The following is a 16718-nucleotide window of genomic DNA, read 5'->3' on the forward strand; positions in this document are numbered from 1 at the left end:
CTAGTGAAACAAGGAGGTACATTCATGTCAACAAAGGATTTTTTCTCTGTCTCCCGCAGCCTTGAAGTCGGCGGGAAGAACTACCGTTACTATGATTTGCAATTGTTGGAAGAGCAAGGGCTAGGCCCGATTTCCAAGCTGCCGTTCTCCATTAAAGTGCTGCTTGAAGCAGCCGTTCGACAGTTTGACGGCAGAGCCATTACGGAGGAGCATGTGAAGCAAATCGCCGGCTGGAGCGAAGGCCGGGACGAGAATAAAGAGATTCCGTTTATTCCTGCCCGTATCGTTCTTCAGGATTTCACAGGCGTCCCTGTCGTTGTTGACCTTGCCGCGATGCGCGATACCGTTAAGAAAGCCGGCGGAGATCCGAAACAAATCAATCCGCTCGTGCCGGTGGATCTCGTTATTGACCACTCTGTTATGGTCGATGCCTTCGGTACGCCGGAAGCGCTGGAATACAACATGAAGGTCGAGTTCGAGCGCAACGAGGAGCGCTACCGCTTCCTGCGCTGGGCACAGACGGCCTTCAATAACTTCCGCGCCGTTCCGCCCGCTACAGGAATCGTTCACCAGGTCAACCTGGAGTATCTGGCTTCTGTAGCCGCTACCAAGACCATCGACGGTGAAACCGTCGTATTCCCGGATTCCCTCGTCGGAACCGACTCCCATACGACGATGATCAACGGCCTTGGCGTGGTTGGTTGGGGTGTCGGCGGGATCGAGGCCGAAGCAGGCATGCTTGGTCAACCGCTCTATTTCGTTGCACCTGAAGTTATTGGCTTTAAGCTGGTTGGCAGCTTGACGGAAGGCGCTACGGCGACCGACCTCGCCCTTACTGTAACGCAAATGCTGCGTAAAAAAGGCGTCGTCGGCAAATTCGTCGAGTTCTACGGCCCGGGTCTTGCCAACATCAGCCTTGCTGACCGCGCAACAGTGGCTAACATGGCACCTGAATACGGCGCCACGGTCGGCTACTTCCCGGTAGACGACGAGACGCTGGCTTATCTGCGCAGCACAGGCCGTTCCGAGGAGCAAATCGCTCTCGTTGAAGCTTATTACAAAGCACAAGGCATGTTCCGTACAAGCAGCACCGTAGATCCTGAGTTTACCGATCTGATCGAGCTGGATCTGGCTTCTGTCGTACCAAGCCTTGCAGGCCCGAAACGTCCGCAGGATCGGATTGAATTGACGGATATGAAGGAGAACTTCAACGGCATTATCCGTACTCCGATCGATAAAGGCGGATACGGACTTAGCGATGAGAAAGTAAACCAAAAGGTAGCCGTAAAGCATCCGGATGGCAGCACAAGCGAGCTCGGAACGGGCGCTGTCGTTATTGCTGCAATTACGAGCTGTACGAATACTTCCAACCCAAGCGTTATGATCGGCGCCGGATTGCTGGCGAAAAAAGCGGTCGAACGCGGTCTTAAGAAGCCAGGCTATGTAAAGAGCAGCTTGACTCCAGGATCCCTTGTCGTTACCGAATACCTGGAAAAAGCCGGACTCATCGATTCCTTTGAAGCGCTTGGTTTCCACGTTGCCGGCTACGGCTGCGCAACTTGTATCGGTAACTCCGGTCCGCTTCCGGATGAGGTTAGCGCGGCAATCGCCGACAACGACCTTACGGTAGCTGCGGTACTATCCGGCAACCGGAACTTTGAAGGCCGCGTGCACGCTCAGGTCAAGGCCAACTACCTGGCTTCTCCACCGCTTGTTGTCGCTTACGCGCTGGCTGGTACGGTAAATATCGATCTGCAAAACGATCCGATCGGATACGACCAGAACGATCAGCCGGTTTATTTGAAGGATATCTGGCCAACTTCGGCGGAAATCAAAGAAGCGATCGGTCTTTCCGTGAAACCGGAAATGTTCCGCAGCAAATATGAGAACGTATTTACTCAAAACGAGCGCTGGAATGCGATTCCGGTTCCGGAAGGCGAATTGTATGAGTGGGATGAGAAATCCACTTACATTCAGAACCCGCCATTCTTTGAGAGAATCGGTGACGGACTGCAGGACATCGCTGACATCCGCAGTGCCCGCGTGCTGGCTCTGCTTGGAGACTCGGTAACCACTGACCATATCTCTCCAGCGGGTAACATTTCACCTACGAGCCCGGCAGGCACTTACTTGAACGATCACGGCGTAGCCCGCAAGGACTTCAACTCCTACGGCTCCCGCCGCGGCAACCACGAAGTCATGATGCGCGGCACGTTCGCCAACATTCGGATTCGCAACCAGGTTGCTCCTGGAACAGAAGGCGGCGTAACGAAGTACTTGCCTACAGATGAGCTTATGTCCATTTATGATGCTTCGATGAATTATCAAGCCAATGGTCAAAATCTCGTCGTCATCGCCGGTAAAGAATACGGTACGGGAAGCTCCCGCGACTGGGCTGCCAAAGGAACCTATCTGCTTGGCGTAAAAGCCGTCATCGCAGAAAGCTTTGAGCGGATTCACCGCAGCAACCTGGTTGGCATGGGCGTTCTCCCGCTTCAATTCCAAGAAGGTCATGGCTGGAAGACGCTAGGGATCGACGGTACAGAGACGTTCGATATTATCGGACTTAGCAATGACGTGAAGCCTGGACAACAGTTGACTGTTGTGGCGACCCGCCAAGACGGCACACAGTTTGAGTTTATGGTCACTGCACGTCTCGACAGCATGGTCGATGTGGATTACTACCACAACGGTGGTATTCTCCAAACTGTCTTGCGGCAAATGATCCAAGCAGGCAATTAATATTAATTATTCTCTTCACAAGGAATGCCCTACTCGTTATCGAGTGGGGCATTTCTTTTTTTTTGGAATTCTTTCTGCCGCTTTCTGACTAAAATCGGCAATTAAAATATTGATAATATGTGTTTTAACTGTTATAGTAGATGTATAACACATATCATATGGAGGTGCCATTTTGATTATAGAACTTGATATGCAGTCGGAGGTGCCCATTTACACCCAACTGGTCAATCAAATTATCGAAGGCATTGCGAGCGGTCGCCTGAAGCTCGGCGAGCCCCTCCCGTCCGTTCGCAGCCTAGCTTCGGATATCGGTGTTAACCTTCATACGGTGAACAAGGCCTACACCCTGCTAAAGCAGGATGGATATATTCAGGTGCACCGCCAACGCGGCGTTGTAGTCGATCCCGACGGCATGCCTCCGGTCACTGAAGAGTTCATCACAAAGCAGCATAGCCAGTTGAAGCCGATTGTGGCAGAAGCGATATGCCGGGGGATGAGCAAGCAGCAGTTGATTGAAACGGTTGAACAGCTTCATAAGGAAATTACAGAGAACGATAAGGGAAAGGAGAATGCATAATGCCATTGTTATTTACACTTACGCTCGTACTCATGTTTATTCCCATCGTAGCCTCCCTCGCTTTCATGCCTTATTTAACGAGAGAGACCATGAGCTTCGGCATTTCGGTCAGCGAGGAAACCTTTCGCAGCGAGCCGCTTCGCCAAATGCGCAAACGGTACGCGACGATCAGCCTGATCATTTACATTCCTGTGCTTTTTGTCGGGCTGTACGTGTCCATGTTAAGTAATGCGATGCTGCAGGGCGCCCTGCTCGGAGCCCTCATGGGCTTGATCGTGCTGACTTCAGTCACGCTTAATCTGCTCTTTCACTTCAAGATGAAAAAAATGAAGGCAACCCTACCCGCGACGGCTAAAGGAAAAACAATCCTTGCTGTCGATACCTCCTTCCGCCGGCAAAAGCTTATTCTATCGAACAAATGGTACATTATCCACATTAGTTTGACACTCATTAGTACTGCGGCGGCACTCATATACTACGATAGAATTCCTGAGCAGATTACCTTGAAATTTGATATGCAGGGCAACGTGATCAACAGTGCAGCAAAGTCGTACGCAACCGTATTATTTCCCAATATAATGCAATTGCTTATAATTGCCATATTTATTTTTGTGAACTACAGCATCCAGCGGAGCAAGCAGCAAATCAGCGCTGGAAACCCGGAGCGTTCCATCCAGCAAAATGCGATTTTCCGCCGCCGCTGGTCGATGTTCACCTTCTTGTCGGGTCTGGCTATGGTAAGCCTGTTCTCGTTTATTCAGCTAAACATGATATACCCGATCGAAAGCAGCACCATAATGCTCGTCAGCTTGCTGATTCCGATATTCGTCGTACTCTTCGCTGTCGTTCTCTCCTTTACGACCGGCCAAGGAGGCAGCCGCGTGCAGCGACCCGAGACTGGATCGCAAGTACAGCCGGCAAACGACGACGCTTATTGGAAGCTGGGCAGTATTTACTATAATCCGAACGACCCTTCATTTTCCGTGGAAAAGAGATTCGGCATCGGCTGGACGATCAATTTCGCCCATCCTGCAGTCTGGTTTATTCTGTTAGCTATTGTCATCATCATTGCCCTTGCTATTTTCCTCGGCGGGTAAATCTACAACCTGCAAAAAAGGAGAGGCCCTTCTTCAAGGCCTCTCCTTTTGACATACCCTTAACAATGCTAGGCATGGATCATCATGCCCATATCCCGCGCCGCTTCAACCAGCACGGGGCCGAATTCAATCAATGTGTCCGGCGACAGCCGGCTGACCGGCCCGGAGACGGACAAAGCAGCGGCCACCTTCCCGTTTCGGTCAAAAATCGGCGCCGATACCGCAGCTGCACCAGGCTCCCGCTCCTCATAGCTCGTTGCAAATCCCAGCTTCCGGATATCTTGGAGCTGCGCGACGTATTGTGCTTTATCTACCGATGTCGGCCAGTCAGGACTATCCAGCACGGCTTGCAATACCGATTTATCGGCATAGGCTACCAGCACCTTGCTAGAGGCGCCCACATACAGCGGCAGCCGCGCACCGACTGCTGCGACCCTGCGGATAGCCTGGTTGCTTTGAACCGCTTGAATTCTCAAGCGGTCTGTGCCGTCCCGCAAATACAGGCTGACCGTCTCTCCAAGCCGATCGCGAAGCTGCTCCATTTGCGGAAGCAGCAATACAGCGGGATCATCGCTTTGCGATAAATGCGCGGATAACTCCCATATTTTTAGGCCGAGTCGATATTTCTCCGTTGCCGAATCACGGATTACGAAGCCCTTCTCCTCAAGCGTCGTCATCAGCCGATGTACTGTGCTTTTATGCAGTCCGATACTGCTGGCTATCTCCGTTAATCCCAGCTCATTTCCCTTCGTAAAACACATTAATATATCAAGCGCTCTTTCGACCGCGCGCACGGTTAATTTACGGTCTTCCATCCGACCTCACCTCTCCATAAGTTTCACTACGTGAAACGTGGTTACATAAATTATATGTAATCCTTTATGAATCGTCAATGCACTGTATGTGCTTTATCACACTATCATTGACTTTACTAAACCTATTGCCTTACGATATTTCTATAAGATTCGCCCCGATTCGACATAAACTATTATTCCAGCCTAGTCTCTGATCTTGGGGTATTACCGAGCATATATTGTATTAATACGATGAGGAGGGGAAGAACATGAGTCCAACAACCCGGAGTGATCTTCCCTTGAATTCAGGACTGAAAGACACTCCATCACCATCGATCGATGTGTTGACTGCACGGCATGTCAGCCTCAAGCATATTTTAGTCGCCCTGCTGTTGTCCGCTCTATTTTTCCTGCTATTTTGTTTCATTGTTCTTCATGGCTATATTGCCTGGGTATTATCCAATCCGAACGTGGCTCCTTTATATTCTAATCCAAAGCTTTCCAAGAACCTCGCGTATGACGATGTCCTCTTTCCGGCAGCGGACGGCAGCCGCATGATGCAAGGATGGTACATTCCCGCCGAGGATTCCCGCAAGACTATAGTGTTCAGCCATGGATACGGCGCAAACCGGGAGGAGCCCTGGGTGCCTATGTACGATCTGGCTCACTATGCCAACCGGCTTAACTATAATGTCCTGATGTTCGACTACGGATTTGCATCGCAGAAGAGCAAAGAGGTAGCTACAGGCGGGAATAAAGAAGCCGAGCAGCTGCAGGGAGCGATCAATCTAGCTAAGCAGCGGGGCGCGGAGAAAATCGTCGTATGGGGATTCTCTATGGGAGCAGGAACGGCTCTGCAAGCCGCATTGACGAGCGAGGATATCGACGGCATGATCTTGGACAGCACCTTCCTGTTGGAGCCGGATACGATGTACCATAATATTCGCCAGCATATCGACCTGCCTCGGCGGCCCTCTCTGGAAATCATAGGCCTGCTGCTGCCTGTATTGAACGGTACGAGCATGCGCCAAATTCCGTATGCAGAGGTCAAATCAAAGGACTACCCGTTCCCGACTTTGTTTATTCATGGGACGGAAGACGAGAAGGCTCCTTATCCGATTGCCGAAAAACTGGCCGAGAATCAAACAAACGATGCTTCCGAAGTATGGATCGTGGAAGGCTCCCATCATGAGATGATATTCCGGGAGCATCCGAAAGAATATTTGCGCAAGGTGTCCAAATTCCTAAGCCGGATCGAAACCGGCAAATAATATGATTTGACAGGCCCGTATTAAGGATAGCATAAGCCAAGCCTTCATTCGCATAAGCTGTTAATGGCGATTAAACGTGAAGGAGGCTAACCCGATGCTATTAGTTTACGGGCCATATTTGCCTGTCCGCATCCTGGAAGAAATCCGCTTCTGGAAGCAGCAGGAGAGCGAGCATACCGATGTAATCAAAGCGATCGTTCCCGGACTTGAACCCTATTACGTCCAGTTACTGGATGATTGGAAAAAAGTATTTGATGAGACGACAAAAGTCGCCAATCAATTGCTGCAATATGCAATGTCCTCTCAGGAAGCTGCTTGCGAACCGCAATTGATCCAGCAGACTGAGCGTTTATTGGATACGGCGTTCCGTCAGTCTCAGGAATTCATAAGACAGCTCTATTACATCCTAGATTGCAGCGAAGCCGTGAAAACTGTTCCGCTGGCGAAAACCGTGCTGCTCCACATTATTCGCGAGTCCGAGTATTTCCTAGGCGTGCTGGAAACGCTGAACTCCCCCGGAGCCATTAAACGAAATACCGAGGAGCTTCCTGAGGTTGCTGACTTGCAGCAAATTGCTGCTTCTCCTTATCAGCCGTTTAGCATGGATCCGCAAGTCTCTTCAGAACCGGTAACTGCAACGGAAGCCAATTGGGAATCGGCTTCCCTCGAAGATGCTGCCCCCCTACACCTTAGTGACGATTCCCGGAAATCAGACGATCCCGTACCGATCGGCGGACACACGCTGCCTCCTCTGCCCTATCCCTACAACGCTTTGGAGCCGCATATCGATGAGAAAACAGTACGAATTCACCACGACATCCACCATAAGAGCTACGTCGATAACTTGAATAAAGCCGAGAAGAAGCTTCAGGAAGCACGTAAATCCGGCAACTTTGACCTCGTGAAGCATTGGGAGCGCGAGTTGGCCTTTAATGGCGCGGGCCATTATCTCCACACCATTTATTGGGATACGATGAATCCTAAAGGCGGAGGCAAACCCCAAGGCGAACTAGCCGAACAAATCCGCAAAGACTTCGGCAGCTACGATGCTTTCAAGAATCAATTTACCAATGCCGCCGATAAAGTGGAGGGCGGAGGCTGGGCGATACTCGTCTGGAGCCCGCGTGCTCACCGTTTGGAGATTTTGACGGCAGAAAAGCATCAAAATTTATCGCAATGGGACGTTGTTCCCCTGCTCGCGCTGGATGTTTGGGAGCATTCCTATTATCTCAAGCACCAGAGCGAACGTGCCAAATACATCGCAGACTGGTGGCATCTCGTCTACTGGCCGGAGGTAGCCGAAAGATTCGAAAAGGCGAGGAAGCTGAAATGGCAGCCGTTTTAAATTAATATCCACAAACAAAAAGGGCTGCCTCTCGGAACCTCTCCGAAAAGCAGCCTTCCTCATTCCTTTATATCTTACCATTTGAAAACTACAATTTTTAAAGCAATCCCGACTTCTTCACGCTTGCCAGGAAATCATGGAATTCCGGAATATTAAGCTGCTGCGCCGCATCGGAGAGTGCTGTTGCCGGATCGGGATGCACCTCAACCATGACACCGTCTGCGCCTGCAGCTAGAGCCGCTCTGGCACAAGGGGCCAGGATGTCTTTGCGCCCTGTAGAATGCGTCACATCCACCAGCACCGGAAGATGCGTTTCTTGTTTCAGAATCGGCACTGCCGAGATGTCCAAGGTGTTTCTCGTAGCCTTCTCGTACGTCCGTATGCCGCGTTCAATCAGCATCACCTGCGTATTGCCGCGAGAAACGATGTATTCCGCAGCGTGCACGAACTCATCGATCGTAGCCGCGAGACCACGCTTCAACAGCACCGGCGTCTTAACGTTGCCGGCCGCTTTTAACAACTCAAAGTTTTGCATGTTCCGTGCGCCGATCTGAATGACGTCAATGTATTCGCACGCAAGCTCAATATGCGCTGGGTCCACGATTTCACTAATCGTCTTCAGCCCGAACTCGGATGCCACTTCCTTCAGAATTTTCAGGCCATCAATACCCAAGCCCTGAAAATCATAAGGCGATGTTCTCGGTTTAAACGCACCGCCGCGCATTACCGTCATGCCCGCTTCCTTCAGGGCAGCTGCAACCTGGCGTACTTGTTCATAGCTTTCAACCGAGCATGGCCCTGCAATCATCACCGGTGTGCCGCCACCGATCACCGTGCTGCCCACTTGAACCAGCGTATCTTCCTGCTTCTTCTTCCGGCTGACCAGCAAATGCTTCTTATGATCGACCTGCTGCAGCTTCAACGATGCCTGGAAAATCTGTTTGAATAAGTGACGCACTGTTTCATTATCGAAAGGACCCTGGTTATGCTCCACCAGAGCATCCAGCATTTTTTTCTCGCGTACCGGATCAAAATCAGGAACTCCCTGCTTTTGCTTCTCCTGACCGATCTCCTGGGCGATTCGTGCCCGCTCCGACAACAGCTCCAACAGCTGAAGATTAACGGAATCGAGCTCCGATCTTAATTGTTCCAAACGTCCTTGACTCATCTGAAATCTCTCCCTCACATTTTTTTTCTGGTTTATAAAAACAAAAAGACCCCCGCCCGGAAAGGGACGAGGAGTCGTGGTACCACCCTTATTAGATATGCCGAAAAAAGCAAGCATATCTCACTTGAACCTCTTAACGCAAGGGTTACGGGTAAACCTACCATCTGCACGAAGCATGCAGATTATCAGCCTACCAGCTCCGGAATGAACTTCAGCGGAAAACCTTCGCCCGGGCGCTCTCAGTCGGTGGCAGCCCTTTCCTGTCAGGAACGTTCTTTCGCTTACTCTTTCCATCATCGCTTTTTTGAACATATCGTGTTGGTTAATTTAGAAGCATTGTATTACACCCCGGATCAAAATTGCAAGGCTTTTATTTAAAGCTTAGGTGCATTGATGCAGTGAAGATTTAAATCATTGTGCTTCATGAACAGGAGCAACATTCCCTCTCTCGCCTCGATTCAGCGGATTTCCCCAATAGGTGAACAGACGCCAAACATATTCGAGGGGTCCGATCGGAAGCCAATTTAACCAGACCCGGCTAAATACCGCTTGCAGCGCAAAAATGATGACAGCAATCAACATTTGCCAGGCCGGCCCGATCATTCCATACCATCCCAGACCGTAGCTGTAAAAGATCAATCCGCAAAGAACCGATTGAAGCAGATAGTTCGTGAAGGCCATTTTTCCAGGGTAGGAAAACCAATGGAGTACCTTCTTCCAGATCATTTTGGTATAAAAGTGCAAACATTCCGATAAAGGCCAGAGCTAAGAGCGGCGCCCCTACGAACAAAGTTGCCCCCTCGCCCCAGAACGGAAGCCCTTTCGCCAGCGTTAGAATGAGCTGAAGCACAAGACCGGCGCTTCCGCCAAGGATGACCAGCCGAAGGATTCTCTTCCGGTTCTCCTGAACCTTTTGCAATATTCGGCGTTTGCAGAAGTAGGCCCCCATCAAGAACATGCCTAATATTTGCGGGTAAAAGAGCAGCATATTAAAGATGGAGCTAATATAATCATTCACCCGCTGAATGGTAATCTGGGCAACGGTTCCCTCGCCGTAAATGGCGGTATCCCGCTCTTGATAATATACCCCTATCTGACGGGCATCCGCTTGGCTTATCGGCTGAAAGGCCTGGCTTGCAGAGTCGTTCAACAGACTAGCCCCCGTCACCAGGACGGGAACGATCAACAGCAGGATCAGAGACCAAATCAGCATCGTTCTCGGCTTGCAGCGCTGAAATAGCATGAGGAGAAAGCCGAGAAGCGCATAATGGGTCAGAATGTCTCCATACCAGATAAAGATTCCATGGATTAAACCGAACAAGAATAAAGCCGTTAATCTTCGGATATAAATGCGGTTGAAACTTATTCCTTTGGCCTGACTACTCTCCTGCAGCAATACCATGCCAAAACCAAACAAGAAAGAAAATATGAGTACAAATTTGCCGTCAATGACAATCCCGCGCAGTAGCATTGCCAGCTCATTATACCAGCCAGACCATAAATCAACCCCATATGAAATCGTCCGAAGCGACGTTGTGAAGAAGGTGATGTTGACCAAAATTATTCCTAATAGTGCAAATCCTCTTAAGCTGTCTATCAGTTCTATTCTTGATTGTGATTTCATTGCCATCCTCGTGCCTCCTTATCATTATGCCTTCAGGTTAAGGTACAATTATAAAGAAAGGATAAACAGTTCTAAAATGGATACTCTTTACCCTTTCTTTATAATTTTCAGGTAAACTATCAAAATGAATATGACTAGGTTTTCTGGAGGATGTAATGGATATGGCAAACGAAACGATCCTATTGGTGGATGATGAAGAAGAAATCATTGCTTTTATACAAGATGCGCTGGAGCTTGAAGGCTATCGCGTACTTACTGCCGGTAACGGGCGGGATGCCTTAATCCAGAGCCAACAGCAGCCCTCGCTGATCATACTTGATGTGATGATGCCTGAGATGAACGGCATTGAAGTATGCGAGCAGCTTAGGGAAACGACACAATGTCCCATTGTGTTTCTGAGTGCCTGTCAGAGTGAAGTGGACCGTATTAGGGGGCTGGCCGCGGGCGGGGATGATTATCTGCTCAAACCCTTCAGCCTCGCTGAATTAAAAGCCAGAATCCATGCCCATCTGCGGAGAGAGCAGAGAATCCATATGCAAAAAGAACAAAGCGTCCTTCGATTTCCATCCCTGACGATCGATTGCAAAGGACATACCGTGAACTGCAATGGACACAACATTGCCCTCACGAATAAAGAGTATCGGATCGTAGAATTGTTAGCCATGCATCAGGGGCAGGTTTTTTCTAGAGAACAAATCTATGAGAAGTTATGGGGATTTGACGCAGAGGGTGACGATTCCACGATCACGGAACATATCAAGAAAATTCGGGCCAAGCTGGCTGCCCACGCACAAGACCGTACTTATATTCAAACCGTCTGGGGCATCGGCTACAAGTGGGATTCCAAATGACCAAACAACGCTCCATAAAAAATACGTTCGCCCGACACTTCGTCTCTATTCTAGCCTGTAGCTTGCTGGCTACACTTATAACCTGGGGATTTCTCGTGCTGCTGCTCGGCTACTTTTTCAACCATGACAATTTGTTCCCGGCGAATCATTACGAGGCGCAAATCCCCGTCATTTTAGAGTACGCGGAAACCCGAGGCGATTCTATCATGAGCACGCAGGGACAAGCCGAGCTGGAAAAAGTGATCCCCTCACAGGGCATAAACTACCTAGTTGTGTCGCCTGCGGGTGAAATCTTATATGGGGATCTTCAAATTACAGAATCACTTACCCGGCAGAAGCTTCTGGCACGCTTGAACCAGACGCACAGCAGCCTCAACCAGTTCGTTAAATATATACCGGTTATGTCCCGGAACGGAGAATTCATAGGTGCACTTCTGCTGGGATATCACCTAAAAGTGACGGCAGCCAATCCAGCGCTTAACCCCATGGTAACCTTCGGATTCCTGACCTTTTTCCTAACGCCATTTCTATATATCATCTTGTTCACCTTCATATTCGGAAGGAAGTTCAGCCGGATGATCAACGCTCCATTACAGCGGCTTCTGCAAGGGGCTGAAATGATTAAAGCGAAAAATTTACGCTTTTCCATTACCGGGGCATCATCCATAACGGAAGTAAACCGTCTGACGAATGCTTTTGAAGACATGCGACAGGAGCTGGAACATTCCATTGAGCGGGAATGGAGAATGGAGAAAGAAAGAAGCACCATGTTTGCAGCGCTCGCCCACGATCTGCGTACGCCGCTTACGATTATTCAAGGGCATGTCGAGGGTATGGAACAGATGGATGGAGAAGCTTATACAGACAAAAGGGTACAATATCTGCAAGTCATCCGGCGCAACACCATCCGCGCTTCGAAACTCCTGCAGGATATGAACACCATTGCGGAGCTTGAGAAGATGTCATTTCGGCTCCAGCCGCTTCCCGTGGATATTGAAGAATTTGCGGATAATAAAACCGTGGAATATGCTGCCTTATGCAAGGATAAGAATATAACTTTCCATACTGAGCTTAACGATAACCGAACGGTCAAAAATCCTATCATCTTCGATCCGTATCGCATCATCCAGGTTCTCGATAACCTCGTGTCGAACAGCATCCGGTATACACCTGAAGCCGGACGGATTCAATGGCGCATCGAAATTACCGGGCAGCAGGTGATGATGTCTATCACGGATAATGGAGCAGGGTTTGCACAGCCGCAGGATCTGCAACAGGCATTCAAGCAGTTTTATCAGGGTAGTCATTCATCCTCCAGGCAAAAAGGACACTCGGGGCTTGGGTTATATATCGCCAAGCTACTGATTCAGCATCATGGAGGACAGATTTGCGCCGAGAACAATCCAGCTTGCGGGGCGACGGTAAGCTTTACCATCCCGCTTCAGGACACATAAGCTATCCAAACTAAATGATCTTACTAGCAACCTATTAGATTCTTGGACAAGCGTTAATGGGTTGATTACAAACTTAAGAGTAAAAACAAAACACGCCATGAAGGCGTGTTTTGTTTTTAAGGTTTGAGAAATATATAAATATTAGGTATACCAAATCCATTTATATCAATAATCTACAAAACCATATTCGGATAAAAATGGATGAAAAAGTATTGAATTTGATAATGCTTGGGCCAATTTAAACCAAAGTTGAATATATGTTTCCTAAAAGTTTTGTTTCACCGTTTAATTTCTAAAAGGTCTATCATTTTCAGAGAGAGTAACTACGATATTTGATTCTTGTATTAAATCATTATCTTGAATTTTTTCTTTTAGAACTGCTACAATGTACTGACATTCTATAGAGTTCACGATATTGATAATCGCCTTTAGAGCTACCTGATCAATAGTTTCTATTACATCATGAACTATAAAATTGGGAACTTTTTTCCCCAAGTCCTTAGCTAATTGTTGATAGGCTAAATCAAATGCAGCAATAATGGATTTCCTCGTACCTGTACTTAATCCCCTTTTTACGTGATCGATACCAAAAGGAAATCCTTTTTCTGTATTATAGAGCATAAAAGGTTCTCCATTAGTCTTTTCGCTATATTGGGAAAAATATTTATTAAAGATAGACAACGAATCTTCCTTAACGGCAGCTCCATCTTCAATCTTTTCTAATTCTTCATCAAGCTCCGCCACCCGACTCTCTAAATGATAATAAATTGATCTAATATTCTTATTACTCCCCAGTTCTTCGTTATATTCTGCAAGTTTATTTTGCAACGAAGTGTACTCATCAATTTTATTTTCTTCTATTAACATAATTACATTTTTATGCTTTTCAAATAATCGATTCTTATTTTCTTCAAGACTAACAATTTTTTCTTCTATCTTTTCTAACTGGGAATTAAAATATCTTATTTTATTATTCATAAGTTCATCATTAAACTTTACTAAGTCTTCAAATTCCTTATGTAATTCACCCATTGCTTCTAAAGTTTCATTATATAAATTTCTTAGAACCTCTTTATCAATGGTATTTTTTATTTCCTGCTTAGCATCCGTAAGAATATCTGTGATTCTCTTTCTTTTAAATAAAAGTTCATCTATCCGATCATTATAATCAGCGTACTTAATTTTTATTTCAGATATCTTTTCTTCATTTTCTTTGAATTTCCTTGAATTCACTAATATGTTCATTTGATTATTTAAATCATCAATAGTTGACTCCAGTAGAATTACCTTTTGATTGACACTATCTATAGATTTAAAATTGTTTATAGACATAAAGTTTTTTATTTCTTTATTTTTTTCTGCAATTTCTCTTCTCAATTCCAAAATATGGTTACTCACTACCTGATCTTGCATCTCAAAAAGATACGAATAAATATTCTCATAGGTTGCATCATTAGTTCTTTCTAAAAATTTAAGGAACTTATTATTGTCTGCCCGTTGATCTATTCTAACAAACATATTGATTAACTGTCTAAAAGTAGGATAATTAGCGAAATTAGAAAAGAAAATCTCATTAAGTTGTTTCCAGTATTCATTTTGATTCACTTCTATACCATTGATATATCTTTTACCTCTAGGATAAAGATCCACAGAAAGAATATGTTGTTCATTTGAATCTTCCTCGTTGAAAGACTCAACAACCATAAGATCAACATTAACTTTGTTGTCAATAATATAGTTTTTTAACCTCTCATTTGTTTGCTTTGTTTCATCATCATAATATATAAACTTCCTGTCTTTTGCTCCCAAACATATATCTATCAACTTTAAAATAGTCGTTTTCCCAACACTATTTCCCTTTTCCTGATCTTTCCCAGCATCAACAATAAAATTCATCCCCATAGTAAAAGGGATTTGTCTGATGATTTCTTGTGCATGTATTGTTTCTTTAATTGTCAAGCGCTTTAGGAACACTTTAGAAATCCCTCCTTACTAATTGAAATTTTATCGATAAGAAAAAGAAAATCCAATGAAAGTAAATAGATAGTATAATCAAGTGAGTCATTGTATCGCTTCTTTAAAGTTTCGTATAAGCCCTCAACGTTATGCTTGTCTAGGGAAACAATTTCTAATATACATGCAGAGGTGTAGTATATGGTATCTTTAGGATTTGAGTCTCTGTCAATTATCATCTTATTCAACATCCTTAGGCAATGGCTTTAAAAGTTTGCATTTAGTAAATGCATAGAACATTATTAGATAAATGGCTTCATCTACTTCTTCATCTAATAAGTCAGATTCACTGATTAACGCATTATAACAAACTTCTTCTTTGAGACGATCGAACACTTGTTTAATTACATAATCGCCGTCAAGCTCTTCTTTTTCTCTTACTTTTTCAACTTCTAAATAAACCGTCCGAATTTTTTTGACCATTAATGTCTTTTTTAAATAGCCGTGTAAAACCTTAGAAACTTCATCATAACCGTCTGAATAATTATCAAAAATTTCTATGTAAAGGTCAACTTTATTGTACTCAAACTTTTCCATCCAATCAGAATTTTTTTGGATAGAATATTCATCGTCATAATCAATATCAAGCTCTGCAATTATTTTACAAACTTCAAAGATAGCACTTCGCTTTAATATTTTTGGAGTCCGGCTACCTAAATTAATGGTTGTAAGATTATTCTTATCACCGACAATTGAAGTTCCGTTATTCCCACTACTAGCACTATTACTTAACGCCATTTTTTCCTCCACTAATTTTATTGTTATTTCCTATTATACTAGTTCCATTGTCACCCGATTTCGCCTTTTTACTAGTTAACACCTCTTTTTTCGATGAATCTAATGTAATATTTAATTCCTGTTTCAGATATTGTTCAATTTTTTTATTTTTATCAGATACTTTTTTTGAAAAAATTATTCCAGCTATAGATAGTATTGAAGCGATAATTCCTAATACGATATTTACAGTTTCCATTAGCCACCTCTAACATCATAATTTACCTATTATTCTATCACAATAGAGGTACTTATTTCCTAGAGAACAATACAAATAAAACGAAGATTGATTTTATGGATGGATAAGAGGACGACAGTACGAAAGAAGAAGACTGAACTGTGACCCGAGAGATGGACACTTTGAAAAAAGTGCCCTCTCTCGGGTTCTTTGCGTTTATAATCAAAATTATCTATAGAAAACGGGGGCAATGAGCCATGCGGTATACCGAAACGCAAATCAAACAGTTAGAAGCAAATCCTAATGTACAACGCGTTTCAGAGACGAACATATCGTTCACCCGTCTTTTAAGATTGCTGCAGTTAAAGCTTATCATGCCGGAAAAACACCAATGGAGATCTTCCTTGAGGCGGGATTTGACGTAAATATGTTCAGTTCACATAAGCCAAAAGAGAGTGAAACGTTGGCGGGCTACCTATGCCACTCACGGTGAAGCAGGTCTTCTCGAAGAGAGACGAGGTAAAGGTAGCTCCGGAAGACCCTCCAGTAAAGAGTTCTCCATAGAGGAGAAATTAAGAAGAGCTGAAGCTAAGATTAAACTCCTAGTGGTTGAGAACGAATTCCTGAAAAAGTTGAAGGTACTAGAGAGGCAGGCGAAGCAGGACAAACGTTAAGTACATCATCGCGCTTTGAATTGATTAACCGTACCATTCGACAACACGGTATAAAGCGTTTAACTCGACACCTGTGCAAACTTGCTGTAGTAAGTGTCAGCGGCTATTACAGATGGCTCTCGGCCGAAGACATTCGTCAATGTAAGGAAGCAGTAG

Annotated in this window: 15 protein-coding genes; 8 read left to right on the plus strand and 7 right to left on the minus strand. The window is 45.8% G+C overall.

The annotated features are described in order from the left end of the window. The first annotated feature begins 24 nt into the window (after positions 1–24). The 3 genes from acnA to ACE3MQ_RS22445 all read left to right on the plus strand — a co-directional run bounded on the left by acnA (position 25) and on the right by ACE3MQ_RS22445 (position 4416). Entirely contained in the window at positions 25–2742 is a 2718-nt protein-coding gene (gene acnA / locus ACE3MQ_RS22435) for an aconitate hydratase AcnA (RefSeq protein ID WP_379396913.1), read from the plus strand. A 172-nt stretch (positions 2743–2914) separates the two neighbouring features. Further along, positions 2915–3319, plus strand: coding sequence for a GntR family transcriptional regulator (locus tag ACE3MQ_RS22440; protein WP_379396915.1), 405 nt, complete (start codon positions 2915–2917; stop codon positions 3317–3319). Beyond that, a complete protein-coding gene (locus tag ACE3MQ_RS22445; protein WP_379396917.1) occupies positions 3319–4416 on the plus strand; it encodes a DUF1648 domain-containing protein in 1098 nt (365 codons plus the stop codon). Before ACE3MQ_RS22440 ends, ACE3MQ_RS22445 begins: the two co-directional genes overlap by 1 nt. A gap of 68 nt (positions 4417–4484) precedes the next feature. Here ACE3MQ_RS22445 and ACE3MQ_RS22450 read toward each other — a convergent pair whose 3' ends face one another. Further along, on the minus strand, positions 4485–5231 hold the full coding sequence (locus tag ACE3MQ_RS22450; RefSeq protein ID WP_379396919.1) for an IclR family transcriptional regulator: 747 nt from the start codon (positions 5229–5231) through the stop codon (positions 4485–4487). Positions 5232–5479: 248 nt separating this feature from the next. Between ACE3MQ_RS22450 and ACE3MQ_RS22455 the strand changes: the two genes are divergently transcribed. Next, positions 5480–6481: an alpha/beta hydrolase gene (locus ACE3MQ_RS22455; protein ID WP_379396921.1), complete on the plus strand. Its 1002-nt coding sequence runs from the start codon at positions 5480–5482 to the stop codon at positions 6479–6481. 94 nt (positions 6482–6575) lie between these two features. Further along, entirely contained in the window at positions 6576–7826 is a 1251-nt protein-coding gene (locus ACE3MQ_RS22460; protein ID WP_379396923.1) for a Fe-Mn family superoxide dismutase, read from the plus strand. A gap of 97 nt (positions 7827–7923) precedes the next feature. Here ACE3MQ_RS22460 and ACE3MQ_RS22465 read toward each other — a convergent pair whose 3' ends face one another. Both ACE3MQ_RS22465 and ACE3MQ_RS22470 read right to left on the minus strand, forming a co-directional pair. Beyond that, complete coding sequence (locus tag ACE3MQ_RS22465) at positions 7924–8994, minus strand: bifunctional 3-deoxy-7-phosphoheptulonate synthase/chorismate mutase (protein WP_379396925.1); 1071 nt, start codon at positions 8992–8994, stop codon at positions 7924–7926. A 411-nt stretch (positions 8995–9405) separates the two neighbouring features. Further along, complete coding sequence (locus ACE3MQ_RS22470) at positions 9406–9720, minus strand: DUF418 domain-containing protein (protein WP_379396927.1); 315 nt, start codon at positions 9718–9720, stop codon at positions 9406–9408. 241 nt (positions 9721–9961) lie between these two features. Between ACE3MQ_RS22470 and ACE3MQ_RS22475 the strand changes: the two genes are divergently transcribed. The 3 genes from ACE3MQ_RS22475 to ACE3MQ_RS22485 all read left to right on the plus strand — a co-directional run bounded on the left by ACE3MQ_RS22475 (position 9962) and on the right by ACE3MQ_RS22485 (position 12923). Further along, complete coding sequence (locus ACE3MQ_RS22475) at positions 9962–10234, plus strand: hypothetical protein (RefSeq protein WP_379396929.1); 273 nt, start codon at positions 9962–9964, stop codon at positions 10232–10234. Positions 10235–10773: 539 nt separating this feature from the next. Beyond that, a complete protein-coding gene (locus tag ACE3MQ_RS22480) occupies positions 10774–11469 on the plus strand; it encodes a response regulator transcription factor (protein ID WP_379396931.1) in 696 nt (231 codons plus the stop codon). After that, entirely contained in the window at positions 11466–12923 is a 1458-nt protein-coding gene (locus ACE3MQ_RS22485) for a sensor histidine kinase (RefSeq protein ID WP_379396933.1), read from the plus strand. Before ACE3MQ_RS22480 ends, ACE3MQ_RS22485 begins: the two co-directional genes overlap by 4 nt. A 285-nt stretch (positions 12924–13208) precedes the next feature. On the opposite strand, the gene ACE3MQ_RS22490 is transcribed toward ACE3MQ_RS22485, so the two are convergent. From ACE3MQ_RS22490 to ACE3MQ_RS22505, 4 genes are read right to left on the minus strand one after another with little or no spacing between them, the layout of a single operon-like run. Then, a complete protein-coding gene (locus tag ACE3MQ_RS22490) occupies positions 13209–14897 on the minus strand; it encodes a hypothetical protein (protein ID WP_379396935.1) in 1689 nt (562 codons plus the stop codon). Then, positions 14888–15127: an ABC-three component system middle component 6 gene (locus ACE3MQ_RS22495; protein ID WP_379396937.1), complete on the minus strand. Its 240-nt coding sequence runs from the start codon at positions 15125–15127 to the stop codon at positions 14888–14890. Before ACE3MQ_RS22495 ends, ACE3MQ_RS22490 begins: the two co-directional genes overlap by 10 nt. Next, a complete protein-coding gene (locus ACE3MQ_RS22500; RefSeq protein ID WP_379396939.1) occupies positions 15117–15674 on the minus strand; it encodes a hypothetical protein in 558 nt (185 codons plus the stop codon). The genes ACE3MQ_RS22495 and ACE3MQ_RS22500 overlap by 11 nt, the downstream gene beginning before the upstream one ends. After that, complete coding sequence (locus ACE3MQ_RS22505; protein WP_379396941.1) at positions 15661–15909, minus strand: hypothetical protein; 249 nt, start codon at positions 15907–15909, stop codon at positions 15661–15663. Before ACE3MQ_RS22505 ends, ACE3MQ_RS22500 begins: the two co-directional genes overlap by 14 nt. Between the last annotated feature and the right edge of the window lie 809 nt (positions 15910–16718).

Origin of the sequence: Paenibacillus lentus (assembly GCF_042714055.1) — a bacterium.
Lineage (GTDB): Bacteria > Bacillota > Bacilli > Paenibacillales > Paenibacillaceae > Fontibacillus > Fontibacillus lentus_A.

What these genes read in the sequence shown, in the direction of transcription:
- acnA (WP_379396913.1), top strand. Translation starts at nt 25, where the DNA reads ATGTCAACAAAGGATTTTTTCTCTGTCTCCCGCAGCCTTGAAGTCGGC.
- ACE3MQ_RS22445 (WP_379396917.1), top strand. Translation starts at nt 3,319, where the DNA reads ATGCCATTGTTATTTACACTTACGCTCGTACTCATGTTTATTCCCATC.
- ACE3MQ_RS22450 (WP_379396919.1), bottom strand. Translation starts at nt 5,231, where the DNA reads ATGGAAGACCGTAAATTAACCGTGCGCGCGGTCGAAAGAGCGCTTGAT.
- ACE3MQ_RS22455 (WP_379396921.1), top strand. Translation starts at nt 5,480, where the DNA reads ATGAGTCCAACAACCCGGAGTGATCTTCCCTTGAATTCAGGACTGAAA.
- ACE3MQ_RS22460 (WP_379396923.1), top strand. Translation starts at nt 6,576, where the DNA reads ATGCTATTAGTTTACGGGCCATATTTGCCTGTCCGCATCCTGGAAGAA.
- ACE3MQ_RS22465 (WP_379396925.1), bottom strand. Translation starts at nt 8,994, where the DNA reads ATGAGTCAAGGACGTTTGGAACAATTAAGATCGGAGCTCGATTCCGTT.
- ACE3MQ_RS22470 (WP_379396927.1), bottom strand. Translation starts at nt 9,720, where the DNA reads ATGATCTGGAAGAAGGTACTCCATTGGTTTTCCTACCCTGGAAAAATG.
- ACE3MQ_RS22480 (WP_379396931.1), top strand. Translation starts at nt 10,774, where the DNA reads ATGGATATGGCAAACGAAACGATCCTATTGGTGGATGATGAAGAAGAA.
- ACE3MQ_RS22485 (WP_379396933.1), top strand. Translation starts at nt 11,466, where the DNA reads ATGACCAAACAACGCTCCATAAAAAATACGTTCGCCCGACACTTCGTC.
- ACE3MQ_RS22495 (WP_379396937.1), bottom strand. Translation starts at nt 15,127, where the DNA reads ATGTTGAATAAGATGATAATTGACAGAGACTCAAATCCTAAAGATACC.
- ACE3MQ_RS22500 (WP_379396939.1), bottom strand. Translation starts at nt 15,674, where the DNA reads ATGGCGTTAAGTAATAGTGCTAGTAGTGGGAATAACGGAACTTCAATT.
- ACE3MQ_RS22505 (WP_379396941.1), bottom strand. Translation starts at nt 15,909, where the DNA reads ATGGAAACTGTAAATATCGTATTAGGAATTATCGCTTCAATACTATCT.